Source organism: uncultured Gimesia sp., assembly GCF_963976445.1.
Taxonomy (GTDB): Bacteria; Planctomycetota; Planctomycetia; order Planctomycetales; family Planctomycetaceae; genus Gimesia.
In genome coordinates this window covers 86,526-111,009 of record NZ_CAXBKP010000006.1, presented here as the reverse complement: position 1 = coordinate 111,009, position 24,484 = coordinate 86,526, and the positions used below count along the sequence as shown (strand labels likewise).

The following is a 24,484-nucleotide window of genomic DNA, read 5'->3' as shown; positions in this document are numbered from 1 at the left end:
CGATGGTGGAACAGACGACGAAACCGAAGACGTGGGCGGAGAAGCTGGCACAGATGTGGTGGGGCGTGAAAGTAGGAGAGCGAGCGGAGAACCTGAGGCAGGCAGTGAGACGGTTTGACAACGTCGATTCGCTCACAATGGCGACGCGTGAAAAACTGCTTGGCAAACAGATCGTTGATAATAATCGTCCAGAGGGCGAAGACATGCATATCGGGGATGACAACAGCGTGATTCACCAATACATGCCCGCACAGAGGAGCACAGTGGGGGCACTGGCGAAGCTGGCAATAGGGGCGGGGTTACTGGCAACGGGCGTGGGTGTGCCTGTAGGGGGCTGGCTGATTGCAGATGCTCTGAAGAAACAACCGAAGCCAGTAACCCCAGTAGATTCAACGATCGACACCGACACGCAATATGAAATCGGGCTGGAGAAGTGAGGCTGCGTTTTTTCAGTTCCGATTGAGCACCGATGCTGGGATGCACCCCAAGACAAGCGTCGAATTCCTTTTAGAATGATCGATGAATGTCGTTTTGAGAACGAACTGTCCACAACTAAAAAGGAACACAAAATGCCTCACTTTATCGTTTATCTAGCGCAAGAAAAAAATCAACGACCTGTCAAACGCCTTGATCGAGAAGCACAGACTCATGTATTGGCGGCTAAGTTGGTGGAAGCCGAATATCCCGATATGGTTGTTAGTTCTGTGCTGGTGAAACACGAGCCGATTTCTTCTTGTGCTCGATGTGGCACACCAATTTTTAAAGGCGATTATCACAAAGATCAGATTCGGCAGCGCTATGGGGCGAACCGCTGTCTGGATTGTATGTAATTTTTTCGGACTGATAAATATGAAATTAAAAGATCGCATTAAAAGTTTTAGGCGGATCAAGGCTTCACTGCTCAAGCGGAATCCGAAGAACTGGCGAATTCATACTGAACCTCAGCATGCCGCGTTACGCGCCATACTGAAAGAAGTGGGGTTCGCTTCCGCTTGTCTGGTGCGAGATTGTAAAAATGGAACCTTTGAACTAATCGATGGTCATTTGCGGGCTGATATCGCAGAAGAGGAAAAAGTGCCCTGTCTGATCTTAGATGTGACAAAATCAGAAGCGAATCAAATTCTGGCAACTTTCGATTCAGTGACATCAATGGCAAATACCGATCAGGCAGCACTGGATAACCTGATTGCTTCGATATCGGTTGGGTCTGAAGATATTCAAGAACTGTTAGACACACTGTCAAACAATGCTTCCGGGATGCTGAAAAGTAGCGAGGGAAAAGATGAATCACATCTTTTGGTGGACTCTTTTAGCGTGCTGATCGATTGCCAGACTGAATCAGAACAAGTGGCGCTCCTGAAGCGATTGAAAAAAGAGGGTTTGCAATGTCGCGCGTGGATATCGTAAGAGAGTCACAAGTAGTCCGCAGTCCCCGTGTGATTCAGTTGGAAGGGATCTTCGGCTTTCCAGCTGAAAAGAAAAGTCGAGTGACGTGGTCGGTCGATCTTCCCCTGGAACAACATGAGTGGAACGTTGGGTTGATTGTGGGCCCTTCCGGATGCGGCAAGACAACCATCGGCGGAGAGTTGTTTAAAAAGGAATTGGTCAACCAATTCGACTGGTTTCAAAAGAAGAGCATCGTTGACGCGTTTCCCAAGGAAATGGGAATCAAAGAGATCACGGCCCTGCTTTCTTCAGTCGGTTTCTCTTCCCCGCCAAGCTGGTTGAGACCCTATCATGTCCTTTCCAACGGCGAACAGTTCCGGGTCACACTTGCCAGGTCTTTGGCCGAACAGCCCGATTTAGCCGTGATTGATGAATTTACATCGGTTGTGGATCGGAGTGTGGCTAAAATCGGTAGTAGTGCTGTGGCGAAAACAGTCCGCAAAAGACAACAGAGGTTTGTCGCGATTGCCTGTCATTACGATATCATAGACTGGTTGGATCCTGACTGGATTTATCAGCCGGCGAGTGATGATTTTCAATGGAGGTGTGAAAGGCAATCGCGACCCCCACTCACACTTGAAATTATTAACGTGCATCGAAGTGCGTGGGAACTCTTCCGCAAATATCACTATTTAGATTCAACGATTCAACAATCGGCGAACTGTTTTCTGGCGCTGGTTGATGGCCAGCCCGCTGCTTTCACAGCCGTCATTCATTTTCCTCACAAAACATCCCCTTCCTTTAGAGAACATCGGACAGTCTGTTTACCTGATTTTCAAGGTGTGGGAATTGGAAATGCGTTGAGCGAATTTGTGGCTTCTCTCTACTGTTGCAAAAAAACATATACCAGCATCACCGGTCACCCCGCCATGATTCGGCATCGGGCGAAATCGAAACTGTGGAAAATGATTCGTTTCCCATCGACAGTGCAACGGCAAGTCGGCTTAGAGCAACACCGCAAGCGTCGCGTTGCCTCCAGTTCAGGTCGTCTCACTGCCAGTTTTCGCTATGTCGGACCTGGACGAAGGGACGATGCCATCCATTTCGGCCTGATCTGAACGACATACAGGATTGCTCACGAAATCTCACCAGGCTGCACAACGTTTCCAGGCCGTGTGGCTTTGGAAGGCTTCAGCAGATGACACACTAGATTGAGCACCGCGGGCAGCACACTGTTGAAGCATCAAATCCCGCAGAGGTGAGAAGCTGGTATCTTTACCGCGTTGCAGTTGGCTCTGATGGCAGTCAAGCATCGCCAGTTTTGTATCGACGTACTGACTGACATCAATATAAAAATACGGTTCAAATTGTGTCATGTTAACGGTGTCCATCCACCAGAGCGCCGGCGGCTGTTTCAATGCCGGTGACTGTGTCTGGTTACCCACAGAAGCACTAAACCAGGTAGCTGCTTCCGTGATGACAGAGGCGGCACGATGGTCGGCATGATAGTCTGATTGTGAATGAGCCAGTACGAGAGTTGGAGAAAACTGCCGCATGATTTCCGTCAACTGTCGACGTTGTTCTAAACTGTCAAACAGGGCACCATCTGGGTTCTCACCAAAAAAGAGATCTGCGCCCAGTAACTTGGCCGCCGACTGCATCTCCTGCTGTCGGACTTCTGCCAGATTGTGAATCGGAGGCTCTGGTTGACCTTTATCTCCCTGGCAAAGTACACAAATTCCTATTGCTGCTCCCTCATGGCGGGCACGTGCTAATGTCCCCGCGCACAATAATTCTGCATCATCAGGATGAGCTACGACTGCCAGAAGACGTTCTTGTTCGAAGTTAAGTTTCATGATTTGAAAGAACTCATCTGTAAATGAAGTGAGCGGGAATTAACGGAGTCGAATATCAGGCAAATCGGCGACATAATCAGCAATCGTCAGAGAGACATTAGAATGTGTTCTTAACAGCGAGGCAGGACAGGCACTGGTGACAGGTCCATGCAGGGCTCTGCGAATGACGGAACTTTGCCAGAGTCGATTACAGTAAAAATGTTGTTCTCGCGCTCCCAGGATTTCTTTCATGCCGATCGTAACGGCACGCCAGGGAATAATTGAAGTTTCGCCGCCAACCGTGACTGAGTTGATGGTTCTTGTTTCCCGGGTTAAATCCAGATTTCGAGTAGGGAGCGCCGCGAATTCTTCAGCGGACATTTCTGAATCTGGTTCGGGAGGCTCATTAAAAGCGATGTGGCCGTTAATGCCAATTCCTCCAAAACAGGCGTCTGCACCGCCCCGTTGATCAATCAATTGTTGGATGATGCCGACGTTATTCGGATCAGGACAGATCCGATTTTCCGGCAACGGGGCTAATTCCGGATTCAATAAATCATAAAATTTGCGGTTCATGTATCCGCGGAAACTGAGTGGATGAGAAAGATCGATCCATTGATCATCGTCTGTCAAATATTCATCCATATTGACCAGCATGACATCTCGGATCGAGTATTGTCTCTGGTTTAGCATTTCAGCCAGGATGGGATATTGGTCGACAGGGCCGACTGGAACGATCAAGGTTGCAGGGCGCCCCTTTTGTTTTGCCGTTTCGATTACTTGCAGCATTACTGTTGCCATGTGTTGAGCTACATCTGGCATATCGTTTACGACAGTCAGATTGACGGTTGTATCTTTCGCTAAATTCTCGCGGGTGATTTTCAGATATTCGGGAAATTGAGTTGGCATGGTGTTGAGAGTACTTCTGCTTTGAGGCATGATTTAATGCTTGCTTGTTTCAATCATCATTATTGAAGAGTCGTATTCTAGCATAATACAAAAAGGTAACATGGTATATTGAAAACAAATGAATTTATCATACAGGCATTGAATATTTTAATGCCCTCTGCTGAGTTCGCAATAAATATCAATGCATCAGTTTTTAAGTCCTGGTTCCGGACTAAAGGAAGTCACAATGAAATTGTTTCTGGATAGTGCCATCACCGATGAGATCAAACACTGCTTAGAATATTGGGATCTGGATGGACTCACAACGAACCCCAAGCATGTCCAAAATTCCGGCAAGCCTTTTTTCAAAGTGATTGAAGAAATTGCAGAATTGTTTGAGGGTACGGAAAAACCGGTCAGTGTGGAAGTTGATCCCCATATTACTGATTGGGAACAGATTGTGGAACAGGGCATTGCACTCTCAAAAATGTCTCCGAACTTTGTCATTAAAGTGGGCGCCAGTGAGGATGGATTCAAAGCAATTCGTGAACTCACTAAGCAGGGAATTCGAACGAATGCGACGTTAATATTTTCCGTTGCACAAGCCTGGCACGCTGCTCGCGCCGGTGCATCCTTTATCAGTCCTTTTATTGGATGGAAAGAAACTTACGGCGATTCGACGACGACGTTTGTTCTGGAGGTTGCCGAGATGCTGGAACGGCATGAATATGATTCCGAAATCATTGCAGCAGCGATTCGCAATGGTCGGCAAATGGCAGATGCGGCACTTGCTGGAGCACATTGTGTGACCGCAGGGCTCACTGTGTATCAGGAAAGTATGCAAAACCCGTACACGGTTCATGGCGAAAAAGTCTTCCAGAATGCATGGGATGCAACGCCCAAAAGTTAATGACATCGATTTGTGATAATCTCTCAGTTAGTTCTTTTCTTACATTTTATAAAACCAGGATTCAGTATGTTGACCAATTGCGAGAAAAAGATCAGAGGAGCCCGATACCGTTGTCTCAGGTCTTTCTTATTGGTATTTATCTGTTTGATTTTGTTCTACAGCGGTGAAGTCGGGGCGGCTCCAGAAAAGAAACCTAACGTGATCATCATTTTTACTGATGACCAGGGTTCGGTTGATCTCAATTGTTATGGAGCGAAAGACCTGATCACGCCTCATATGGATTCGATTGCCAAACGGGGAATTCGTTTTACTCAGTTCTATGCTGCAGCACCGGTCTGCTCTCCCTCGCGCGCCGGTTTGTTGACAGGACGTTTTCCTCGTCGCGCGGGCGTGCCGGGAAATGTTTCTTCAAAACACGGAAAACAAGGAATGCCTGCGGAACAGGTCACAATTGCCGAAATGATGAAGCAGGCAGGGTATCAGACAGCACATGTGGGAAAATGGCACTTAGGTTATACTCCCGAAACCATGCCAAATGGACAAGGCTTTGATACTTCATTTGGACACATGGGGGGCTGTATCGATAACTATTCCCATTTCTTTTACTGGAATGGTCCCAACCGACATGATCTGTGGGAAAACGGAAAAGAAGTCTGGAACGATGGAAAATATTTCCCCGATTTGATGGTCCAGCAGTGCCAGAGCTATATCAAAGAATCCCGAGACAAACCGTTTTTTCTTTATTGGGCGATCAACGTACCGCACTATCCCTTACAGGGAACTGATCAATGGCGCAAGCAGTATGCGCATCTTCCGTCTCCGCGTAACAAGTATGCGGCATTTGTTTCAACGATGGATGACTGTATTGGCGCGGTCTTAAAAACGCTTGATGAATATCAGCTGCGCGAGAATACCATTGTCATATTTCAATCCGATCATGGGCACTCCCAAGAGGAAAGAACCTTTGGTGGGGGAGGCAGTGCAGGACCATATCGTGGTGCAAAGTTCAGCTTATTCGAAGGGGGAATTCGTGTCCCCGCGATGATTTCCTGGCCTGGGACGATTGCCGAAGGTGAAGAACGCCATCAACTGGGTACAGGCTGTGACTGGTTGCCAACGATTGCCGAATTAACAGGTGCACCCCTGCCCCAACATCGGCTGGACGGAAAAAGTCTAAAAGCCGTTATTGATTCAGGGCAGGTGGAAAGCCCGCATACAGACTTCTATTGGCAGATCGGTAAAAGCTGGGCTGTTCGCGAGGGGAATTGGAAATTGTTGGGTAATCCCCGCGATACAAGTCAGCAAGGAATATTAACGAAAGCGGATCAACTCTTTCTGGTTGATCTCTCCAAAGACCTGGGTGAAAAACATAATCTTGCCACTCAAAATCCGGAGAAAGTAAAACATCTGACGAAAATTTATCATCGTTATCAGAAGTCGCTTTCCGAATAAACTTGATTTGAAACGAGAGTCTCAGAATGAACCAGCCAAACCGAAAACAATCTCGAACCAAAGCGCGATCGTCAAGTTGGACGATCGCGGTCGTTGTTTTTCTGGGTATCTATCTTGTTTTGCAGTGGCAGGAGCAAAAGGCAGATCATCAAGTTGAACTGGCTTCGAATCAGAAATCGGGGGCCGATTCAGGAGAGGTGACCGGTCAAAAAACGCTCCCTCCTTTGAAACAAGCCGATCAACAGTCACCGGTTAAGCAGAATAAGATCCCCTACCAGTCAACGCAATCGAATCAGTCAGGCGCCAGCGATTCACCAACCAAGATGCAAACGGTGACGTCCTCTTCTGCAAAAACAAAACAGACGCCTGCAAATTCAAACAGACCGCCACCGGCTTCAAAGTCCACTGCCAGTTCGCAGCCCGAGCTAGGGCAGCTTCGCGATTTAGGTGGTAAAGTCTGGGAGTCCGTCGCTGGTTTAAAGTATGGCCCTGGCAGCCAGGAAAAACATCGCTTACTTCACATTATGCGACATGCGGAAGATCAGCCTGGTCGCCCCGGTAAACATGGTGTTTTCTCTGGAAATGGAGAACGAAAAAAAGTTCTGGCGTTGATCGACGAAGCTTATCTTCAGGCACTCAAAGGAGGCAGAAACGTCCAGAAAAAAAAGGAAGGGAATCGCGTGGTTTATACTGTGAATCTGGGACGCCGGGTTGGGTTTGTCGGGGGGAAGGTTGGAAATCAGCGGGGGAAACCAGCTGCTTATAAAATACGATTGGTTCTGGAAGGGACCAATGTCATTACTGCGTTTCCTTTGTAAGAATTTTCAGGCAGGATTTGATCTGATGTATTATGTGGAGACTTGCCCTTTTTGTGAACAGGGAAACCTGGGAGTTCGCATCTGCAGCTTGGCAGGCGACGTCGTGATTCTATGCGACGAATGTGATGCACTGTGGCTGTCGACTGAAATAAGTGACCCACCCGCTTTCCCCGAACAACCGGATCTCCCCTGCCCTTGTTGTCAGGGAAACCTGACGGACGCGCCTGCTCATTGGGCCAGCTTTGGAGAGATTTATCAGAAAGGTTGGGTTTCAATAGTCAAAGGAGAAATGCCGGAATGACATTGAATTCCGTGCAATGCTTAGAAAACAATTTCTAAGGTCTGTTTTTCTTTGAGGATTTTTGACTCAAGCTTAATCGTATCGCGTGTAGCAGGAATCTTCGAACCAGGGACTCTTACAATCAATTGCGAAATGCGATTCTTGACTGGCAAGTAGTAGTCTTTTGGGGTGACGAGTCTCTGTTTCCCATTAGCAGTCGGAGTCGATGTGGTATTCGGCCATCTACGATCCCAGGGAATTGCCTGGCGATGATCATCGGTTCCAACGACAAGCCCTGACAGGTCTGTAGCGCGATAGCGACTTGACTTATAATTATAAGGCAACTTGACCTGGATAATAATCAGATAATCCTGGTTCAGATCCGGATCTTTGGGAATCGTCCAGGCAGTGAAGCTTCCAACGGTAACGGCATTGCCCATTGGTTTGAATTTAAATTCTCCTCCACCGGTTCCCTTTCCGTCTCCATCTGCCTCTCCTTCACCCTTGCCAAGATGGGCAGAGACGTCGGCCTCAATTTCTTTTAGTGTCGATTCATTCTCACCAGTCATGGATTTTACCGGTTGCAAGACGTTGAATTCCGTCGTTTTACCTCCGGCTGCTTCTTCAATGCGTGTATCTAAAGGACCATTCAAGGCAAAACTGTCTTTATCATCAAGGCTGGCTAGTGTTGAGAAATCATCATTCCCCTGGATACCACCTATAATGACAATCGCCATGACCGTCAGGAGTGTTGAGTGAAACAAAAATGAAACCAGATAACCCGTCGCCGCAGAGCTGGCCAGCCAGATCAAAGCCCGTTCTTTGGGAGAGAGGGTTGGTTCATCGGCTTCATCAGAATCCATGCCGGGCTGTGCGGAGATATCTCGCTCCCTGAGTGGCGGCACTGGAGGTGAATCCGAAATGATTTGAACAACGGACTTGGTTTGATTCGACATAGAAATCGTCGCCGATAGGGAAGAACCTGTCTGCAGTGTGTGAGACACCGTTTTTTCAGGCAGTTCTGTTTTCTTCAATTTCATGAGGCACTATCCAGCGTTTAACCATATGACGCGGTAATGAGGACGGCCCGACAGGTCTTCTTTATATAACTACATACGATCAATTATATACTGAATCTACTGGAATTGAATTCTTTTTTCGTAAGAACATGAAGATCGTTGGGAAAGAAGGTATTGGAAAGCGAAAATAAAACATAGTGTACAGAGAGCTTACGAAGAAGCTTCCAGTCTGGAGTAAAATAAATCAAAGGTGATTTACCAAAACTATCTAAACCAGTACCCGGTGAAGCTCTTGAATTGTTGTAATTCCCTGTAATACCTTGGCTTTGCCAGACTCTTCCATCGTGGTCATTCCGAGTTCAGAAGCCAGTTTCAGAATTTCAGACTGCGAAGCACCTCTGAGAATCAAGTCCCTTAATTCTCCACGAACTCCCAGCGTTTCAAAAATGCCGGTTCGACCAAGGTAACCGGTTTGAAAGCAGTGTTCACAACCCGCGCCTTGCGCAATTTGAGACTCTGATAATTGATCTGAACTAATTCCCAAATATTCACACGCGCCGGCATCTAGCTGAAGAGGAGTGCGACATTTTTCACAGATACATCTTACTAGACGCTGGGAGATAATTCCCTGCAAACTGTCTGTGATAAACATCGACGGAATTCCAAATTCCCTGAAGACATCGATCGCCGCGACGGCATCATTCGAGTGCAGCGTTGAAAGGACACGAATTCCTGTGAGCCCTGCTCTGACAGCAATGTGTGCCGTTTCCGAATCACGGATTTCTCCCACCATGATCACGTTCGGATCCTGTCGCAAAACTCCCCTTAACGCTTCCGCGAAGCTAAAACCAATTTTGGGGTCGGTTTGGATTTGATTGACTCCTTCAATTCGGCGTTCAACCGGGTCTTCGATTGTGGCAAGACTCATTTCCGGCTGGTTGAGATAGTCCAGGCAACTGTAGATCGTAGTACTCTTCCCTGAACCGACCGGACCAACACTCAGAATCATGCCGTAGGGAGCAAGACAATAGTTAGTGATCTCAGAAATTTGAGGGTCATTTAGTCCTAATTCGCCAAATTCGGAGAAGCGTTTGTGATCGGGCATCAGTCTCAAAACTAATCGCTCGCCATGAATGGTTGGACCTGATCCCACACGAATATCACGGCGGTTTTGGAGCGTCTCATTGTTAATATGACCATCCTGGGCAAGCCGTCGTTCGGTGATATCCATATTGGCTGCCAGCTTGAGTCGAGAGATGGCGGAAGCTGCTGCTGCTTTGGGAAGCTGTATGATATCATGCAGCATGCCATCCACTCGCAAGCGAAGCCGAAGTCCGTTTTCAAGTGGGTCTAAGTGGATATCCGTTGCCTGCAATTGGAACGCTCGTTCCATCAGTAAGTCAATAAGAGGCCCTGGGCCTACGACATCAACTAACTCTCTGAGTTCTGCCTGTAGAGCCTGCTGGCGTCCTTCTTTTTTATTTTCCATATTTGCTGGCTTGTCTGACATGAAAATGACTCTTTCTGTCCTAACAATAATTCTCAATTAAATTTGATATGAACTGGAACTGGTAGTAGAAATTTGTAGATTTTACATCATTTTAAAGAGGCCAATACCCACCAGAACGAGGCTGCAGAAGAGCACCACCCATCCCATGATTCGCAAATTCTTTCTGCGGTCTTTCAAAGCAGTCGCTCCCAGCAGAAGACCTGCCGCAGAAAATGAAATGGTAGCGACCAATGTGATTTTTGGATTCAGTGCAGGCAAGTCACTAAGATAGAGCGTGAAACTGGCGACAGCGGAGAGCAGGGCTACAATCCCCAGCAGGATTGGCATCGAGAATATACGCCGACGTTCGATTCGTTCTTCTTTCAACGCCTGGTTTAAATAGGTGACTGCTTCTTCTTCAGTTGAAACGATACACCACACTTTTTTGAGGCCGGAAATATTGAGCACTTCTTCGACCATGTCGCTGGTATTGAGAATTGCCGTTTTGCCACCCTGCTCATCAACCAGCTTCCAGACTTGAATTATCACAGCAACCAGAGAGCTGCTGATATAAGTCAGCGGCGTTAAATCAATGATGGCTGATGGGTTTTTCTGATCTTTGAGTTCCAGAAGCAGAGAATCTCCCAGAGTTTCCAGATCAGTCCAGGCAGATTCATTCAGTTCCGGGAGAAGTTGAACCTTAAGATGGTTGTTGACGGCGGTAATGTGATAAGGAACTTCTTGGGTAGCCATAAACCAAACTCCAACGAATCTCGATACTCGGGTATCGGCGGGCCCTGCATTAGCTCAATGTTTCAGCATTGAATACTGGCTTGGAATTAATGCTTTCAGTTGACAATCAACTCTGATTTTTCTTTCAAAATACCAATGCCGCTTGATTTTACCTATCTCAATTCGGACCAAAGTACGGGATTTAGTAAGTATTTCCAGTGAAACAAGTTTGCTTCATCGCAAGTTAACGAATACAAATAATCATCTTTATACATTGGCAGCAAACAAGAGTTCAGATGACCACTTTTTTGGGTGAAATCAGTCATCTCGTCATCTCAAAACCTTGGGACGTTTTCAGAAACTGGCTGGGAATCAGTACTTAATGAAGGAACTGGAGTTGATGTTATGTCAAATTTTCTGGAGGTAGCGATTGTGTCTACCAACCAAGTTACGAAGGTCAAACAGTTAAATACCAAACAGTTAGCTGAAATTCAGTTTGACTATGGTTTTTAAGCGTATTTATAATTAGGAAATAACCGATTTCATAAAATAGGTTGTGTTTACGCTCAGGTTATCTGTAGTATTTTACATAACACATCAGCGTGAATTGGGGTATCCTTGAAGGGGTCTCAGTCGAAAAGCCGAGAGCGAAAGACGAATGTAATCAAATCTCTCAACCGGGTTTTTCAAGAATCTCACTTCTTCTTCTCATACAAGAATGAAGTGAATAGATAAAAATCAAAAGTTAAAGCATAATAAAGTAAGAAATAGACAGTCATAGAGCCGATTCGCCTCTCTATATCAAATCCAGGAATGCATCAATGACCCGTTTCAGTAAAATCCTGTTAGTGCTAGTGCTTTTTACTAGCATCGCCTTTATGGGATTTGCCGCAGTCAGTTCTGTTGGAGGCCCAAACTGGCCAAAAGAAGCGGATTCGATGACGGATTATTTGTTTGAGCTTCAGCCAGGAGAGAATCCAACATGGTCCGTTAAGACAAGAAGAGGTGGCGAGCAAATTTCGTCATCCCCTGTTTTAGCGAAAGTGATCGTAGCTGCTCAAAAAGATCAAATTCAAAAGCAGAATGAAAAGATCGACCAGTTAACAAAGTCAATCTCTCCTTTGCAAAAAGCGATCACGAATTGGACCAGGATCAATCAGGTCGATCATGAAGCCATGGATTTAAAAGCCACTGGTCTGAGAGGGAAAATTACTGCTCTAGATACTGAAATCGCTCAGCTTGCGAATGAGGGAATCAAGATCAGCCAACAGACATTAGAAGTGAATCAGGATGCATCTGAACGCAGAGCTGACGTGTTTCGGCTGCAGGATCAGATCGAAGAAATACGGAACGAGAAGTATTTAACGCAAGAACAACAAAAAACGCTACGTGACTATATTGCCAGAATCGAAGGAAAAGTGCAGCGGCTTCAGAGACAAAAAGAGTCACTGGAGAAAGCAGTTCAAGGGGCTGGAAATTCCAGTCAGGAAAAAGTAGTCACACAAAAGTGATCGATTCCAAATTCCATATTTAGATGAAATCAAAACACAACAAACTTGTCAGTTCAAATTAGTATCAGGAGCGATTAGATGTCGTTTGTCGGCAAAGTACTGGTCGTCGTTCAAGTAGTGCTCAGTGTCTGTTTCATGGGCTTTGCTGGAGCTGTTTACACAGCTCAAAACAATTGGCGCGAAAAGAGTCAGAAACTCCAGGACAATGTAGCCAGTCTGCAAAAAAACATGAACGGATTAGAGTCCGAGTACAGTAATTTTAAAATAGAATCGGAACAGAAAATCAAGGATGCTTTGAGCCAGGCAGAAACAGCGAAAGTCGCAAATGATGCTCTGCTGGTGCAGTATAAGACAAATCAGAATCAGTTGGAAACGGTGCGAACAGAAAGAGACTCCGCAGTCGCCCAGGCTGAAACGACTGGTGAAGAAGCAAAGTTTCGACGGCAGGAATCAGGTCGACAACGAGTTGTGAATAAAACGCTGCATGATACAGTCAATACGTTACGCGGAAAGATTAAAAATCTGGAAGATAACGTTTTCACCCAATCGATACGTGAAAAGAATCTGGTCGCCAAACACAATACAGTTCTGGAAGAGCTCAACTACTTAAATAAAATCGTTGCTAATCTGGGGATTGATCCCAAAGACCCTGCTATTGCTGGAATGCAATCACCGCCACCAGCTGTGGAAGGTTTGATTATCAATACGAAAAAGGATAAACGGAACGGAACCAAGTTTGTTGAAGTGTCACTGGGAAGTGACGATGGGCTCAGCAAAGGTCATCAATTATTCGTTTATCGCTTCGGCACGAAAGCGAATGGTAATCGTCCCAAATATCTCGGTAAGATTGAACTTGTATATGTAAATCCTGATAATGCTGTCGGGACTGTAATAGACGCCGCCAAGAATGGTGTGATTGAGAAAGGTGACCATGTCAACTCGAAGCTCTAAATCAAAAGGGAAAGCTGCCGCAGGAGAATCGGGTGGCCCGAATATTTATGTAGGACTGCTGTTTGTTTCCTTAATGGCTTTGACATTGGGAATCGTCTTCCTCGTCATGGAATTAGGTAGCTATAATTGGGAGCTGGGTGGCTAGTTTGCTCCTAAAGGTCGATTAAAAAAGCACTGTCTTTATTAAGATACAGTGCTTTTTTTGTGTGAGACCTGATAACTATTTATCGGCACTCCTTGGTTGATGTGCAGGAGCTATTATGATCCAGATTCAATTTCGTAGCCCGCAGCTTTCCAGCCACTGTATCCTCCATCCATTGAGATCACTTGTGTGTACCCCATTTTTTGCAGGTTGTCTGCTGCCAGAGCAGAACGAAATCCACCACCACAGTAGAGGATCAAGAGCGTAGAAGCATCCGGAATCAGCTGTTCAACATCGCGCTCGATGATTCCTTTACTGATATGTTTTGCTCCAGGTATTCTTCCTGTGCTGAATTCATGGCTTTCGCGTACATCAATCAGCAGGAACTCTTCCCCTTCTTCTTTTCGTATTTTTACATCTTGAATCGTACATTCAAGAACTCGTGATTTTGCGTCATCAACAATATCCAGAAAACGTTGGGAATGATTTTTAGCCATGTTTTGTCCTTTATCGCGCAGATGTGGCCCATTTATTTGAGTGTAGTCGTTTTACGAAATTAAAAAGAATATTTGTGCAATCATGATGGATTTAATTCAAATTAATTCATCCGACAAGAAACAAGAAAATGGTGAAATTCCTGATTTACTTCAGCGGGTGCTTCCATTGGAGCCATATGGCCAACACCAGATATTTGGGTGTATTTTGAATTGGGTATTTGAGAACTCATTGTTTTCATCACGTCGGGAGGCGTCAACTGATCTTCACTTCCTACAATGCATAATGTCGGAATTTGAATACCACGAAGTTCCTCCGAAAAATCGTTTCGTTCTGCCATGCCTCGCTGGCTGGCAGCGATCCCTTCACGATCTGTCGATTCAATCATTTGAATCAGGTTTTTAGCAATATCAGGATAATTTTGATGAGAAGATTCGCTGATCAAATTCGGAATCATGGATGAGGAAATCGACTCTGGTCCGTGTTTCATTACGAGATCAATCATTTTCAACCGATTGTTGATTCCTGCTTCTGTATCTGAGCCATCGCGTGTGTCGCAAAGAATCAATGCACGCAAGGAATCAGGAAAATGTTTCCAGAATTCCCATGCAATATATCCCCCCATGGACAGACCACAAAAAATGACGGGTTCTTCGACATTCAGTTCGTTTAAGAGCATGTGCAAATCTTCGGCATGCTGCTTCATCGTAACAGTTCCCCGTGTGATTTCCGTTGCTCCAAAACCACGTAAATCGGGAGCGAGGACTGTGAACTCATTTTTAAAATATTCGATTTGTGACTGCCACATCCGATGATTGAGCGGAAAGCCATGCACCAGGAGCAGAGGAGGACCAGAGCCCTCTACAAGTACTTTCATTTTGATGCCGTTTACTGTCTGATCAATCAACTCTTGGCCCATTATTGACCCTTATTATCTTGGAACCGCTAAAGTCATTTCTCCGATCGAACATTGTTCGATGAAGAGTCTCAGTTCAAAATTTCAGTTCAAATATTACGGTGCCAGTCCTAAAGCCCGGCTGATACCTTGCTCTAAAGATTCTGTGGATTCTGAATCCACATTCCAGACCACTCTGCCGTCAGTGCCGATGACCCAGACTTGAGGAATGGTATCTGCCTTAAATGCAATCAGAGAATCTATCGCGCCATACCCGTTTGGCCAGGTGATGTCTGTTTCTTTCAGCCATTGACGAATTTCAGGTAACAGATCTTCTCCGTCTGAAGTCAGGCCAATAAAAGCAACGTTCTGATCTTTGAATTTCTGATAAGTCTTGACGATATGCGGTGCTTGCTGTCGGCAAGGCCAGCACCAGGTTGCCCAGGCATCGACTACGATCACTTTCCCTTTTAAACCCTGATTCTGAATAGGGTCGCCATTCACCCAGCCTGCGGCTTGAATTGGAGGGGCAATCTCTCCCACCTTCAATTGTGCTCGAGTGCCGCTTCCCGCTTGTGGAGGTGCTTGTAGAGGAAAGCCAAACATGATCGAAAATAATATTGTGCCAGCAACGACCAAAGCCAGTGCCAATAGAAAATCTTTTTTCATACTTTGATTGGCCATGAATGTTCTTTCTGGAAAAAACGTTTATTGCAACAGGGCACATTGCATTACAAATTATAGAGTTCGCTATACTTATTTTGTAACTGGTCGATTAACGGTTCATGGGAGAGTGTTTCTCCTGTAACGACTTCAACTAAGCGATTCGCTCTGTATAATTTGCCTTGGCTGTGAATGTTTTGGTTTAACCATTCTTTGAGGGGAGTAAATTCTCCCTTAGCAATCAGTGCACTGAGGTCTCCCAAATCTTTTTCTGCTGCATTGAAAAAGTGGGCGGCGTACATATTACCCAGGGCATAGGTCGGGAAATAGCCAATTAGTCCCGCACTCCAATGAACGTCTTGTAGACACCCATTGGCTGAAGAATCGGGAGTGAGCCCAAAATACTCGGAGAATTTTTCATTCCAGACAGCTTCTAAATCGGCCGGTTTCAGATCTCCCGAAATCAATGCTTTTTCCAGCTCAAAACGCAGCATGATATGCAGGTTGTAAGTTACTTCATCTGCTTCGACACGAATAAAAGATGGACGCACATCATTGATCGCTCGGTAAAATTCTTCCTGCTTTACATCGGCCAGCGCTGTAGGAAACAGTGTTTGAGCGGGTTGAAAAAAATGATCCCAGAACGCGCGGCTTCGTCCGACCAGATTTTCCCACATCCTTGATTGCGATTCATGAATTCCCAGTGAGGTAAAACTGCCCACAGGGGTCCCAAAATGTTCTTGGCTTAATCCTTGTTCGTAGATTCCATGACCGGCTTCGTGAAGAGTTCCAAAGAAGGCGCCGGGAAAGTGGTGTTCGTCATATCGTGTCGTGAGACGGCAATCTCCGGGGCCGAATCCGCTGCAGAAAGGGTGAGCTGCAATATCCAATCGGCCGGCGTTAAAATCAAACCCGATTTTTTCTGCTGCAGAGATGCTGAACTCGCGTTGTTTTTCAACAGGATACTTTCGCGTCAGGATAGAGATATCAGGGGTGATACCAGAATCTTTGATCGCCGAAACTAATGCAACGAGTTCATTTCGCAGAGGCACAAAGGCTTGCTCAATCATCTCGGATGTGGTTCCTGGTTCATATTCATCAAGCAAAGCGTCATAGGCCTGATTTCCCTGATAGCCGATGGCTGAAGCCTGCTCTCGCTTCAGGTCGATCATTTGTTCCAGCCAGGGTAAAAAATCCTGAAACTGATTCTTTTTTCGTGCATCGACCCAAGCGTGATGCGAAAGTGTGGCGACCTTGGAAAGCTCTTCGACCAGTCGACGTGGAAGCTTTGTTGCACGATCATATTCATGACGAGCTTCTCTGATATTTGCCTGCTCGAATGAGTCATCACCAAATTCAGATTTGTCTTCCAGTTCCTGTAGCAGGTTTCCAATTTCAGGATTGGTGGCCTGTTCATGAATCATTCCTGCCATTAACGCAAGTTGATTGGCACGGAGTTCTGTTCCGGCAGGCGGGAGATAAGTTTGCTCATCCCATCCCAGAACAGCTGAGCAGGAAGACAATAAAGCTGTTTTTTTGAGTCGTGTGACTAATTCTTCATATGCTTGGGGCGAAGCATGCATCAATCAATTCTTTCTACGGAAAATAGTCTGATTCGAATTGGTTTCAATGAGGTTAGGTTTTTTCGTCAGGAACTGAATCGCTGTCACAACCAGCTGAGGCTGATTCTTCGTAAAGGGAATGGACCAGATCAAGGGTTTAACTGATCTGACGATGATGACTACTGAGAGGCATCATCATACCGTCCTCCCATCTGGTAGAGAGGCAAAAAACGATAATAAACTTCCAGACAAAGCGTGCTCAGGGTTGTTGAGTAAAGCCGCCCTCCATACGGTCCCCATGGGGGACGCGGGTCCCAGCTCCCGGCATTGGAACCATGCATCACTTGTTCTGATATTAGTAACTCGCGCAGGTCTTCATTCCATTCTCGCCAGGGATTACCACCATATTGATACATGGCTAATGTTCCATAATACCAATAATATAGGTTATATTCTGAGCGACGTGGTGGGCGTTCTGAAATAAACTGGATGGCTTCGGTACAGGACGGATTATCTCTTCTGATTCCCAGCATTTGCTTACAAAATAATGACTCGGCAGTCATCGCGCGCGTAGGTGGCGTTGATGGCTCAACCATACGATATGTCGCCAAACCACTATTTTTCCCGAGGCTTCGTTCTTTTAGAAATTTCACCATCAGTTGCTTTGTATCCGATGGAATGGGAATCCCTGCAATCTCGGCGCTTTTCAAAGCCATCAATTGCCAGCCAAACATGCTCATATCGCTTTTCTGACCTTTAACGTACCGCCAGCCACCGTCATAGGGATTCTGATTTTCTACAATATATGAGATCGCGCGTGCGATTGCTTCTCGGAGCTTTGGGTTCGATTTTGGATCGTTTTGCAATCCATAGGCTTCGGCCAGTGAGTAGGTTGCCATTGCGTGTGAATACATTCGAGCATAATGCGTCGCTTCGCCGCCAAGGAATCCATTAGGTCTTTGTTGATTGACCATCCATTGAATCGCACGATTAAGATTATCTGAATATTGACCTTCTTCCTGGGTATAGCCTGCACCCAGAAAAGCTAAGATTGACAAAGCTGTTAATCCCGCATCAGCCTGGGCTCCGGCACTCCGTCGGTCTATCCCCTGTTCGTCAATTCTGACTTTGCCTGCCCCATACCGATTTGCATCCCAGAAGCCGGCTTGTTCCTGGTGGGTCGCTAACCATTTTAAACTTGCTTCAACTGCTCTCTCTGATTCTTCAGTCCCACCAAATTTTTGAGCAATTTCTTTCCGTTTCGATAAATTTCTTAGTCGATATGTTGCCGGGATGTTTGCTTTTGTACGATTGGAAACTGCATTGAAATTGGGGCGAGACGCATCCGGTCGCAGTCCCTCTCGATTGATTGTCAGAGGCAGACTGCTACGGTCTGCCAGTAGACGTTCGGAGTTTGGGTTCGCTTTCCCTGCTGGCGATTGTGGCGCAGAACGTTGAATGGTTCCCTCTGAAACGGAACGCATGGTTCGAGATCTTCTTCTTGTGAACCGTGGTTCCGTGGGCGACACATTCGCACTGGCTTCAGAAGGGGTTGCTGACTCAACCCCCGTCGTTTCCAATTCCAGATTTGAAGGGGCAGGGCCGGTTCGTTTGCGGAGCATATTCTCCGTGGCATTGCGTTTCAGTGTGGATTTAGGGTCAGATTGAGCATTTAAGGCAAGCGTTTTTTGTTCGTTGCTGAAAGTGGGCTGGATCCGATCAACGGCTCCAGGGCTTGATTGGCGCTCGATTTTCTGATTCGTTTGCCCGGTGCGTACCATCTTGCTGCGTATATTTGATGTCGAGGGGACAGAGGCTTCCGCACGCGATTCAGCAGTGACGTCGGAAATTTCAAGCGGCGCTTGAGACTGAATCCGCTTTGGGCTCACACTTTTAACATTCACTTTCGCTGGGGTAATCGGAAGATCGGTTTTGGAGACAACATCCGGCAGCGGCATTTCGGAAATTTCCTGAGGTCGTTCTTTTTCAGGAGGAGCCATCAAAGGTGAAAATTCTGGCCGGGTCAAATCAATTCGGGATAATTCCTGCTTTTCAGGAGTCGATAATTGTTCCCAAACGGGGGAGTTTCCTGTTTGCTTGTTTTTTATCGTTTCAGTACTCTCAGCCAGAATTTGTTTAATTTCAATGTTATCTTGGTCCGGCTGAGTTTTGGCCAATGATTGGGGCCCGTAGTCTGGCCAGAATGTCACGACTCCCAGTGATAATGAAAGATGGACGATAATTGAAAAGAGCAGTGCTTTAGATGAGGCATTACTGTCTCCCCAGCGTGTCACGAGCATCGATAGCAAATGAATCGATGCAAAAATGGCGGCCAGGATTAATATACCCCATAGGATCTGGTCAAACGAAATATCGCGACCGGACAGAGTTCTTTCGATCAGATTATGAATTCGATCACTCATGTTACTTATTCGTCTCTCAATCGATTGGCCAAAGAGACAGAACGTATTTTGACTCGGTGACAAATCTCTAAAATATTCATCACGTTCTGATAAGGCCCCGTTGAATCACCCCTGATTACGACAGACTGACCTGGAAAATTTTGCTTTGCTGTTTCTAGTGCCGTTTCTAATTCTGCCAGACTTTTCTGTTCTCCATTCACAGTAATTTCTCCATCCTGTTGAACATTCACAATAATATCATCAGGCAGATTCGTCAGTGGTTTGGCATCAGTGACCGTAGGGAGCTTAATGTCATATTGCCGCTCCATTTCGGTAAATTGAGTACCGACCATAAAAAAAATGATCAGTAGAAAGACAATATCAATCATAGGTGTTAAATCGAGTTTTGGTTCTTCGACAGTACCCGTTTTTAAGGGCATGATAACATTCCTGGTAGGGACGATAGCAGTCTGATTAACGGTCTGCCCTGCTTTTGGCGAAACATTGATCTGTCATTATACTGTATTCGAAGACTTGTATCTGGTTCAACATCTGAATCTGGTCCAGCCTTCTCTAAATTTCAATACATTATAACACAATAGCAAGAGAAACCGGTTGACTTTCATGATTGATTCCACGAGCCTGTCGTGGTGATTCTCAAGTCCTTCAAAGATCTCGATAGAGATTCAGAATGATAATACAGCCAAAAGTTCTTTATTATTCAGGTGTTAGGAGAAATGGCATCCAATACCGTTGAACAGACTGCTCCAGCCAGCCTTTCCTGCCCACCTGCAAATTCACTTTCTGAAAGTGGGGCCAGGGGATTGCTTGAAAAGACGCTCTTGCTCATCAATTCACTTAGCCTTGATGCGCCTTTTGTGGGGGTCATCTGGCTTTGGTGTCTTTCTTCAGTCAATTCAAGCAGGATTGGATTCCAGCATTATCTTGTTTTATTCAGCGTTACCTGGTTAGCGTATTCTGGGGATCGACTGCTGGATAGTATTCGAACGCCTGCTAAGCCTTGTATGGTTCCCCGTCACTTGTTCACGTCAATGTATTTCAAACCTTTGATGTGTATCTGGGGAGTGGTGGCCCTCTCTTCAATTCTATACCTGGGGCTTCATTTGGGAAGAACCGAAATTATCTGGGGCGTTAGTTTACTGGCGTTGTTATCACTTTACTATCTGTGTTGTTTTTATTTTCCTAATCTAGCAAGAGGCTTGCTCCCTCGGGAAATGCTGGTCGGTTTATTTTTTTCCTCCGCCACTCATTTTTTTATTCTGATTCAAATTGCTGACTGGAATTACTATTTTGTCTGGACTTTTGTTTGTTTTTTTGGTTTGTGCAGTTTGAATTGTCTATTGATTTCCCGTTGCGAATTTTTATCTGATCAGCAGGTGGGCGAGGTGACTTTTTTTACAAGACACCCCCATCGAATCCATCGATTTCAGTCGATGTTGATCTGGTTTATCGGTTTGCAGGTGATTGCTTGTTGTATCGCGGTTTCCTTACAGTTGTTTCCAGTATTCGAGCTGTCATTGTTATCGAGTTCTGTATTGTTACTGGTCCTCGATTGTTGTCTTATCAGGCCTCAATTGAAACCCGTTTTAGCTGATCTGGCATTATTCACGCCATGGATTTTTTTGAGTATGACGGCATGAACTTCAATCGAGTCGCTCCTTATTTTGAGCGACTGGAAAAAATCATCTTCAACAAACAAATGCAACGCTGCAGGACTGCATTCATCAAACGCTTGCCACCAGCGAAAAAAATTGCATTAGTGGGTGAGGGAAATGGTCTTTTTCTGCTTGAATTACTTCAGCATTGTGACTGTGAACAAATTCACTACCTTGATTCCAGTCAGACGATGCTGGAATTGGCACGAAAACGCTTAGAGGGATTTTCTAAAGATGCGTCACGCCGCGTGCAGTTTTACTGCTGTGATTTAACGCGCGAGACAATGCCAGATGAGAACTATGATTTGGTTGTGACCAATTTCTTTTTAGATGTGTTTGACAAACAGTCACTCAATGACAGTATCACGAAGATAGCAGCCTCCTGTAGCACGAATGCAGTCTGGTTGTATGCAGATTTTCAGATTTCAGGCAGGATCTATCAACGGATCAGAGCATTTGCATGGATCAAGATCATGTACGTGTTTTTCAGATTCGTGGCCCAGATCCAAGCCCAGAAACTCATCGATCCGTCAGAGATGCTTGAGCAGCATGGCTTTAGGTTAAAAGAACTGGTTGAGTTTGATCGGGGCCTGATGCGGGCAGAATGGAGGCAGCGGGATTAACACCTGATGATTCACTGCGCAAGTTACTCAGATAATTGTTTGAGAAACGAGAAATCGATCGTACAGACTAAAAGAAAAACAACCTGAGCCAGAGATGCCAGCCCCTCGATGTGTGTGTCCGTTATTTCGACGTCGTGGTCTTCGAGCTTCCTCATAATCCAGTACGTAAGAACTGCAGTAGCAATCAGCGCTGGTGCAAAATAACTCAATGAGGACCATGTTCCCAGCAGGAACAATGGAATCAAAAATAAACTGCCATAACCTAATTGTTTCTTCGTCAATGGATGGTTGGGGTTGATCCATCTGGCTTTTTCATCGTGTGCTACAGCGAAGCTGATGGAAAAAGGAATGATCCAGGTACCTAACGAAATCGAAATCAGGATCAAAATACAGGGGGTGAGTAGTGACATCGATTCAGAAAGAAGCTGATAAAACAGTGCCATACGTAATAGCATGAAAACGATTGTCAGAACAAAAATATTTCCTGAAGCAGAAGTCGAAACTTTAGAGATTAGAAGTTCTCGGCATTGAGGAATTGACTCTGGAACAAATGTTCGAAGCAGCACTAGCTCAATCGAGCCAACTAAGAGGACGGCAATTCCCAATGGCCATATAAACTGAGTGAGAGCCAGCAATAAAGAAACGAGCAAGCCTAAACTGAATCCTGCTAATGGTAAAAATAGAGTGCTTCTTTTTTCAATTGCTGCTTTGCGATCAGCGTGGAGAGACATAAAAGAAATTCGAAGGTAACGCTGCACCGCAACAAAATAAGCGACGATGTAATCGACCCAATCGGTAACGTTTTTATCTGATGGATCAGATTGTCTGGATTGTGGATTGTCTTCGAAAGGACTTGAAGCATTCATTTTAAGGCCTATTTGCCCTCGACTAAGTATAGATCTCTCGTATATCTCTTATCGCTGAATGATATAAGCGTTTTTTTACAGTTCAACTGAGTATTGCATTGCGCAAGAACAAGGCCCTCAAAAATGAGGGCCTTGAAATTACTTTGACGCAATTTTACTTACTTTGTGGCATACCGCAAATCCATCAGCATTTGCGTAATGCGGACAGCAGCTTCCTGCAGCTGATATTTTTCACGAGTTTCGCATCGGGAAATTTTATCATGCACCTTGAACCAGCTTTCGAAGAGTTCAGTACTCTTTGTGCGGATCAGCACCATCGCATTGGGTTGCGCCAAAATTATTCGATGAAGCTCGTGTGCCGTGTTAGAGAAATCTTGAATCGCAGTCTGTGTTGATCGCCTAAAAGAAGGCGATTCCGTTGATAACCATTGCTCGGCAATGATCGAAAGCTGTGCACTTTGAGTTTCCAGAGACACAATAAGCTTAGCCAGATCAAGACTGTCTGATGGTTCCTCAATTCGTAATGCAACTCGCAGTGCAGTGATTGAGTTATCAACTTTATCCAGTAGTTGCAGGGCTGCTGGGCTCTCTACAGTGTGAAATAAAGCTGAGAAATCTACCCATGACTGTTCGATATACGTAAATGAAGTGATTAAATCACTAGTCGACTCGTTGTGGTTAACCGTATCAATCAGATTTTCTACGGTTCCGTAAAATTCATCCGATGTTGAGATATAATTTGCGGGTGGTAAACTGATCAGGAGACGCAGTGTTGCTCTGCGAAAAAATTCGTCAACGTCCCGCTTTAGTGATTCTGTCAAATGAGCAATTTCCGGAAGGTTGGCACCATCTTGAGGTAACCACAACAATTCTTGAATCGATCGATCCTGCTGAACCACTCGTTGGATTCCGCGATTTAAAATTCGGTTGTGATACGGGCGTAAGTGTGTGGCAAACGAATTCCAGGAATCACGGAACGCCAAGTACTCACGTTTAATGGAATCATAGCTCTGCCGGTCAATAATCAGGTTAGAAACCTGGACCATTCGTTGTTCAACTTGTTGTCCCTCACGTACCAGTTCGTATCTTTTGGGTTCGCGAGAGAGTTCAATTTCAATATCTTCTACTAAAATGCTCAGTGCATTCGTAATCGCTGAAGTTTGACGTAAGAGTTCTGTTCGTTTCAGTTGAGGCCCGGTTTGTAACAGGTCGCCTAATTTGCGATCAGACGCATTCATACTTGCGATCAAATTCTGTGAATTTCGATCCAGTCCTCGGACTTGTTCTAACTGATGAGAGACAACTCTCCACAGTTGATCAATTTCACCGTATTCTGCCGCAATCAAATTTAAGTCGTTATCTCGACGAATTCTATCTGCAAGAATTGATGACCGTGCTCTCACTTTGAGAACGTCAGCCATATACTCTCTAACTCCAGGTACTTGATACATAACCCGGTTCAGGCTGATTGCTAAAGCAGAACTGTCTGCTGAGAACTTTTCAAGTGTGCCGATCACCTCATTAAGATTGATACGTGAAGTGTTCAACTGAGGTGCTGGAGGAAGATCCAAGCCTGAAGGCTTGTATTCCCGATCCCGCGTTGCCAACTCTGATTTTTCCAACAAGCGAAGCAGATCGTTTACTAATTTGCTGTTGGTATCGTTGGGAGATTGTGCGGGAGCACTGATGCTGAAGCAGGTCGTTGTTACTCCGAAAATCATGAGTGCAATGAAATGATTTGAGGTGCAGGACAAGAAGCCCTTACGATTTTTTTGATTCCAAGTAGTGTGGCTGGAGCGGGAATACATTCACACAATCCTTTCTCGTGAATTCTACGGCTTGATTAACCAATGTCTTCCATGACAACCCTCTGTTGATTTTAGGTAACA

General features: G+C 45.5%; 26 protein-coding genes. 13 read left to right on the top strand and 13 right to left on the bottom strand.

Going from position 1 to position 24,484, the window contains the following annotated elements; genetic code table 11:
* Positions 1-2: 2 nt before the first annotated feature.
* From AAC022_RS08825 to AAC022_RS08810, 4 genes are all read left to right on the top strand, one after another.
* Positions 3-437 carry a hypothetical protein gene (locus AAC022_RS08825; protein ID WP_339730188.1) on the top strand — a complete coding sequence of 145 codons (435 nt, stop codon included), beginning with the start codon at positions 3-5 and terminating at the stop codon, positions 435-437.
* Between the two features lie 132 nt (positions 438-569).
* Positions 570-830, top strand: coding sequence for a hypothetical protein (locus AAC022_RS08820; protein ID WP_339730186.1), 261 nt, complete (start codon positions 570-572; stop codon positions 828-830).
* Positions 831-849: 19 nt separating this feature from the next.
* A complete protein-coding gene (locus AAC022_RS08815) occupies positions 850-1,407 on the top strand; it encodes a ParB N-terminal domain-containing protein (protein WP_339730184.1) in 558 nt (185 codons plus the stop codon).
* Positions 1,386-2,504, top strand: coding sequence for an ABC transporter ATP-binding protein (locus tag AAC022_RS08810; protein WP_339730182.1), 1,119 nt, complete (start codon positions 1,386-1,388; stop codon positions 2,502-2,504). Before AAC022_RS08815 ends, AAC022_RS08810 begins: the two co-directional genes overlap by 22 nt.
* 27 nt (positions 2,505-2,531) lie before the next feature.
* Here the strand turns inward: AAC022_RS08810 and AAC022_RS08805 are convergent, their stop codons facing one another.
* Entirely contained in the window at positions 2,532-3,242 is a 711-nt protein-coding gene (locus AAC022_RS08805; protein ID WP_339730180.1) for a PIG-L family deacetylase, read from the bottom strand.
* Between the two features lie 39 nt (positions 3,243-3,281).
* Positions 3,282-4,130 (bottom strand): glucosamine-6-phosphate isomerase, encoded by an 849-nt coding sequence (locus AAC022_RS08800; protein WP_339730177.1) that lies wholly within the window; start codon positions 4,128-4,130, stop codon positions 3,282-3,284.
* 226 nt (positions 4,131-4,356) lie between these two features.
* Between AAC022_RS08800 and AAC022_RS08795 the strand changes: the two genes are divergently transcribed.
* The 4 genes from AAC022_RS08795 (at position 4,357) to AAC022_RS08780 (ending at position 7,590) form a co-directional block, all read left to right on the top strand.
* Complete coding sequence (locus tag AAC022_RS08795) at positions 4,357-5,019, top strand: transaldolase family protein (RefSeq protein WP_339730175.1); 663 nt, start codon at positions 4,357-4,359, stop codon at positions 5,017-5,019.
* Positions 5,020-5,217: 198 nt separating this feature from the next.
* Complete coding sequence (locus AAC022_RS08790) at positions 5,218-6,471, top strand: sulfatase-like hydrolase/transferase (RefSeq protein ID WP_339730173.1); 1,254 nt, start codon at positions 5,218-5,220, stop codon at positions 6,469-6,471.
* Positions 6,472-6,497: 26 nt separating this feature from the next.
* Positions 6,498-7,289, top strand: a complete 792-nt coding sequence (locus AAC022_RS08785; protein ID WP_339730171.1) for a hypothetical protein — start codon at positions 6,498-6,500, stop codon at positions 7,287-7,289.
* Positions 7,264-7,590, top strand: coding sequence for a hypothetical protein (locus AAC022_RS08780; RefSeq protein ID WP_339730169.1), 327 nt, complete (start codon positions 7,264-7,266; stop codon positions 7,588-7,590). Before AAC022_RS08785 ends, AAC022_RS08780 begins: the two co-directional genes overlap by 26 nt.
* A gap of 20 nt (positions 7,591-7,610) precedes the next feature.
* On the opposite strand, the gene AAC022_RS08775 is transcribed toward AAC022_RS08780, so the two are convergent.
* From AAC022_RS08775 to AAC022_RS08765, 3 genes are all read right to left on the bottom strand, one after another.
* Complete coding sequence (locus AAC022_RS08775) at positions 7,611-8,609, bottom strand: hypothetical protein (RefSeq protein ID WP_339730168.1); 999 nt, start codon at positions 8,607-8,609, stop codon at positions 7,611-7,613.
* A 247-nt stretch (positions 8,610-8,856) separates the two neighbouring features.
* Positions 8,857-10,098, bottom strand: a complete 1,242-nt coding sequence (locus tag AAC022_RS08770) for a GspE/PulE family protein (RefSeq protein ID WP_339730167.1) — start codon at positions 10,096-10,098, stop codon at positions 8,857-8,859.
* A gap of 81 nt (positions 10,099-10,179) precedes the next feature.
* Positions 10,180-10,830, bottom strand: a complete 651-nt coding sequence (locus AAC022_RS08765) for an STAS domain-containing protein (RefSeq protein ID WP_339730165.1) — start codon at positions 10,828-10,830, stop codon at positions 10,180-10,182.
* Positions 10,831-11,630: 800 nt separating this feature from the next.
* Here AAC022_RS08765 and AAC022_RS08760 point away from each other — a divergent pair.
* The 3 genes from AAC022_RS08760 to AAC022_RS08750 all read left to right on the top strand — a co-directional run bounded on the left by AAC022_RS08760 (position 11,631) and on the right by AAC022_RS08750 (position 13,416).
* Entirely contained in the window at positions 11,631-12,320 is a 690-nt protein-coding gene (locus AAC022_RS08760; RefSeq protein ID WP_339730163.1) for a hypothetical protein, read from the top strand.
* Positions 12,321-12,398: 78 nt separating this feature from the next.
* A complete protein-coding gene (locus AAC022_RS08755) occupies positions 12,399-13,271 on the top strand; it encodes a hypothetical protein (protein WP_339730162.1) in 873 nt (290 codons plus the stop codon).
* Positions 13,252-13,416 (top strand): hypothetical protein, encoded by a 165-nt coding sequence (locus tag AAC022_RS08750; RefSeq protein ID WP_339730161.1) that lies wholly within the window; start codon positions 13,252-13,254, stop codon positions 13,414-13,416. Before AAC022_RS08755 ends, AAC022_RS08750 begins: the two co-directional genes overlap by 20 nt.
* A gap of 113 nt (positions 13,417-13,529) precedes the next feature.
* Here AAC022_RS08750 and AAC022_RS08745 read toward each other — a convergent pair whose 3' ends face one another.
* The 6 genes from AAC022_RS08745 to AAC022_RS08720 all read right to left on the bottom strand — a co-directional run bounded on the left by AAC022_RS08745 (position 13,530) and on the right by AAC022_RS08720 (position 19,870).
* A complete protein-coding gene (locus tag AAC022_RS08745) occupies positions 13,530-13,910 on the bottom strand; it encodes a rhodanese-like domain-containing protein (protein WP_339730159.1) in 381 nt (126 codons plus the stop codon).
* 101 nt (positions 13,911-14,011) lie between these two features.
* Positions 14,012-14,827, bottom strand: a complete 816-nt coding sequence (locus AAC022_RS08740) for an alpha/beta fold hydrolase (protein WP_339730157.1) — start codon at positions 14,825-14,827, stop codon at positions 14,012-14,014.
* Positions 14,828-14,920: 93 nt separating this feature from the next.
* Complete coding sequence (locus AAC022_RS08735; protein ID WP_339730155.1) at positions 14,921-15,487, bottom strand: TlpA disulfide reductase family protein; 567 nt, start codon at positions 15,485-15,487, stop codon at positions 14,921-14,923.
* 47 nt (positions 15,488-15,534) lie between these two features.
* Complete coding sequence (locus tag AAC022_RS08730; RefSeq protein ID WP_339730154.1) at positions 15,535-17,049, bottom strand: carboxypeptidase M32; 1,515 nt, start codon at positions 17,047-17,049, stop codon at positions 15,535-15,537.
* A 158-nt stretch (positions 17,050-17,207) separates the two neighbouring features.
* Positions 17,208-19,451 carry a prenyltransferase/squalene oxidase repeat-containing protein gene (locus AAC022_RS08725; RefSeq protein ID WP_339730153.1) on the bottom strand — a complete coding sequence of 748 codons (2,244 nt, stop codon included), beginning with the start codon at positions 19,449-19,451 and terminating at the stop codon, positions 17,208-17,210.
* A 5-nt stretch (positions 19,452-19,456) separates the two neighbouring features.
* The gene (locus AAC022_RS08720) at positions 19,457-19,870 is read right to left on the bottom strand and encodes a biopolymer transporter ExbD (RefSeq protein ID WP_339730151.1); all 414 of its coding nucleotides are present in this window, start codon (positions 19,868-19,870) and stop codon (positions 19,457-19,459) included.
* A 297-nt stretch (positions 19,871-20,167) separates the two neighbouring features.
* Here AAC022_RS08720 and AAC022_RS08715 point away from each other — a divergent pair, with 297 nt between their 5' ends.
* Both AAC022_RS08715 and AAC022_RS08710 read left to right on the top strand, forming a co-directional pair.
* Positions 20,168-21,091, top strand: a complete 924-nt coding sequence (locus tag AAC022_RS08715; RefSeq protein ID WP_339730150.1) for a hypothetical protein — start codon at positions 20,168-20,170, stop codon at positions 21,089-21,091.
* Positions 21,064-21,729: a class I SAM-dependent methyltransferase gene (locus AAC022_RS08710; protein WP_339730148.1), complete on the top strand. Its 666-nt coding sequence runs from the start codon at positions 21,064-21,066 to the stop codon at positions 21,727-21,729. The genes AAC022_RS08715 and AAC022_RS08710 overlap by 28 nt, the downstream gene beginning before the upstream one ends.
* 23 nt (positions 21,730-21,752) lie before the next feature.
* On the opposite strand, the gene AAC022_RS08705 is transcribed toward AAC022_RS08710, so the two are convergent.
* Together AAC022_RS08705 and AAC022_RS08700 are read right to left on the bottom strand one after the other, a co-directional pair.
* Positions 21,753-22,595, bottom strand: coding sequence for a hypothetical protein (locus AAC022_RS08705; RefSeq protein ID WP_339730146.1), 843 nt, complete (start codon positions 22,593-22,595; stop codon positions 21,753-21,755).
* A gap of 158 nt (positions 22,596-22,753) precedes the next feature.
* Complete coding sequence (locus AAC022_RS08700) at positions 22,754-24,403, bottom strand: hypothetical protein (RefSeq protein ID WP_339730145.1); 1,650 nt, start codon at positions 24,401-24,403, stop codon at positions 22,754-22,756.
* Between the last annotated feature and the right edge of the window lie 81 nt (positions 24,404-24,484).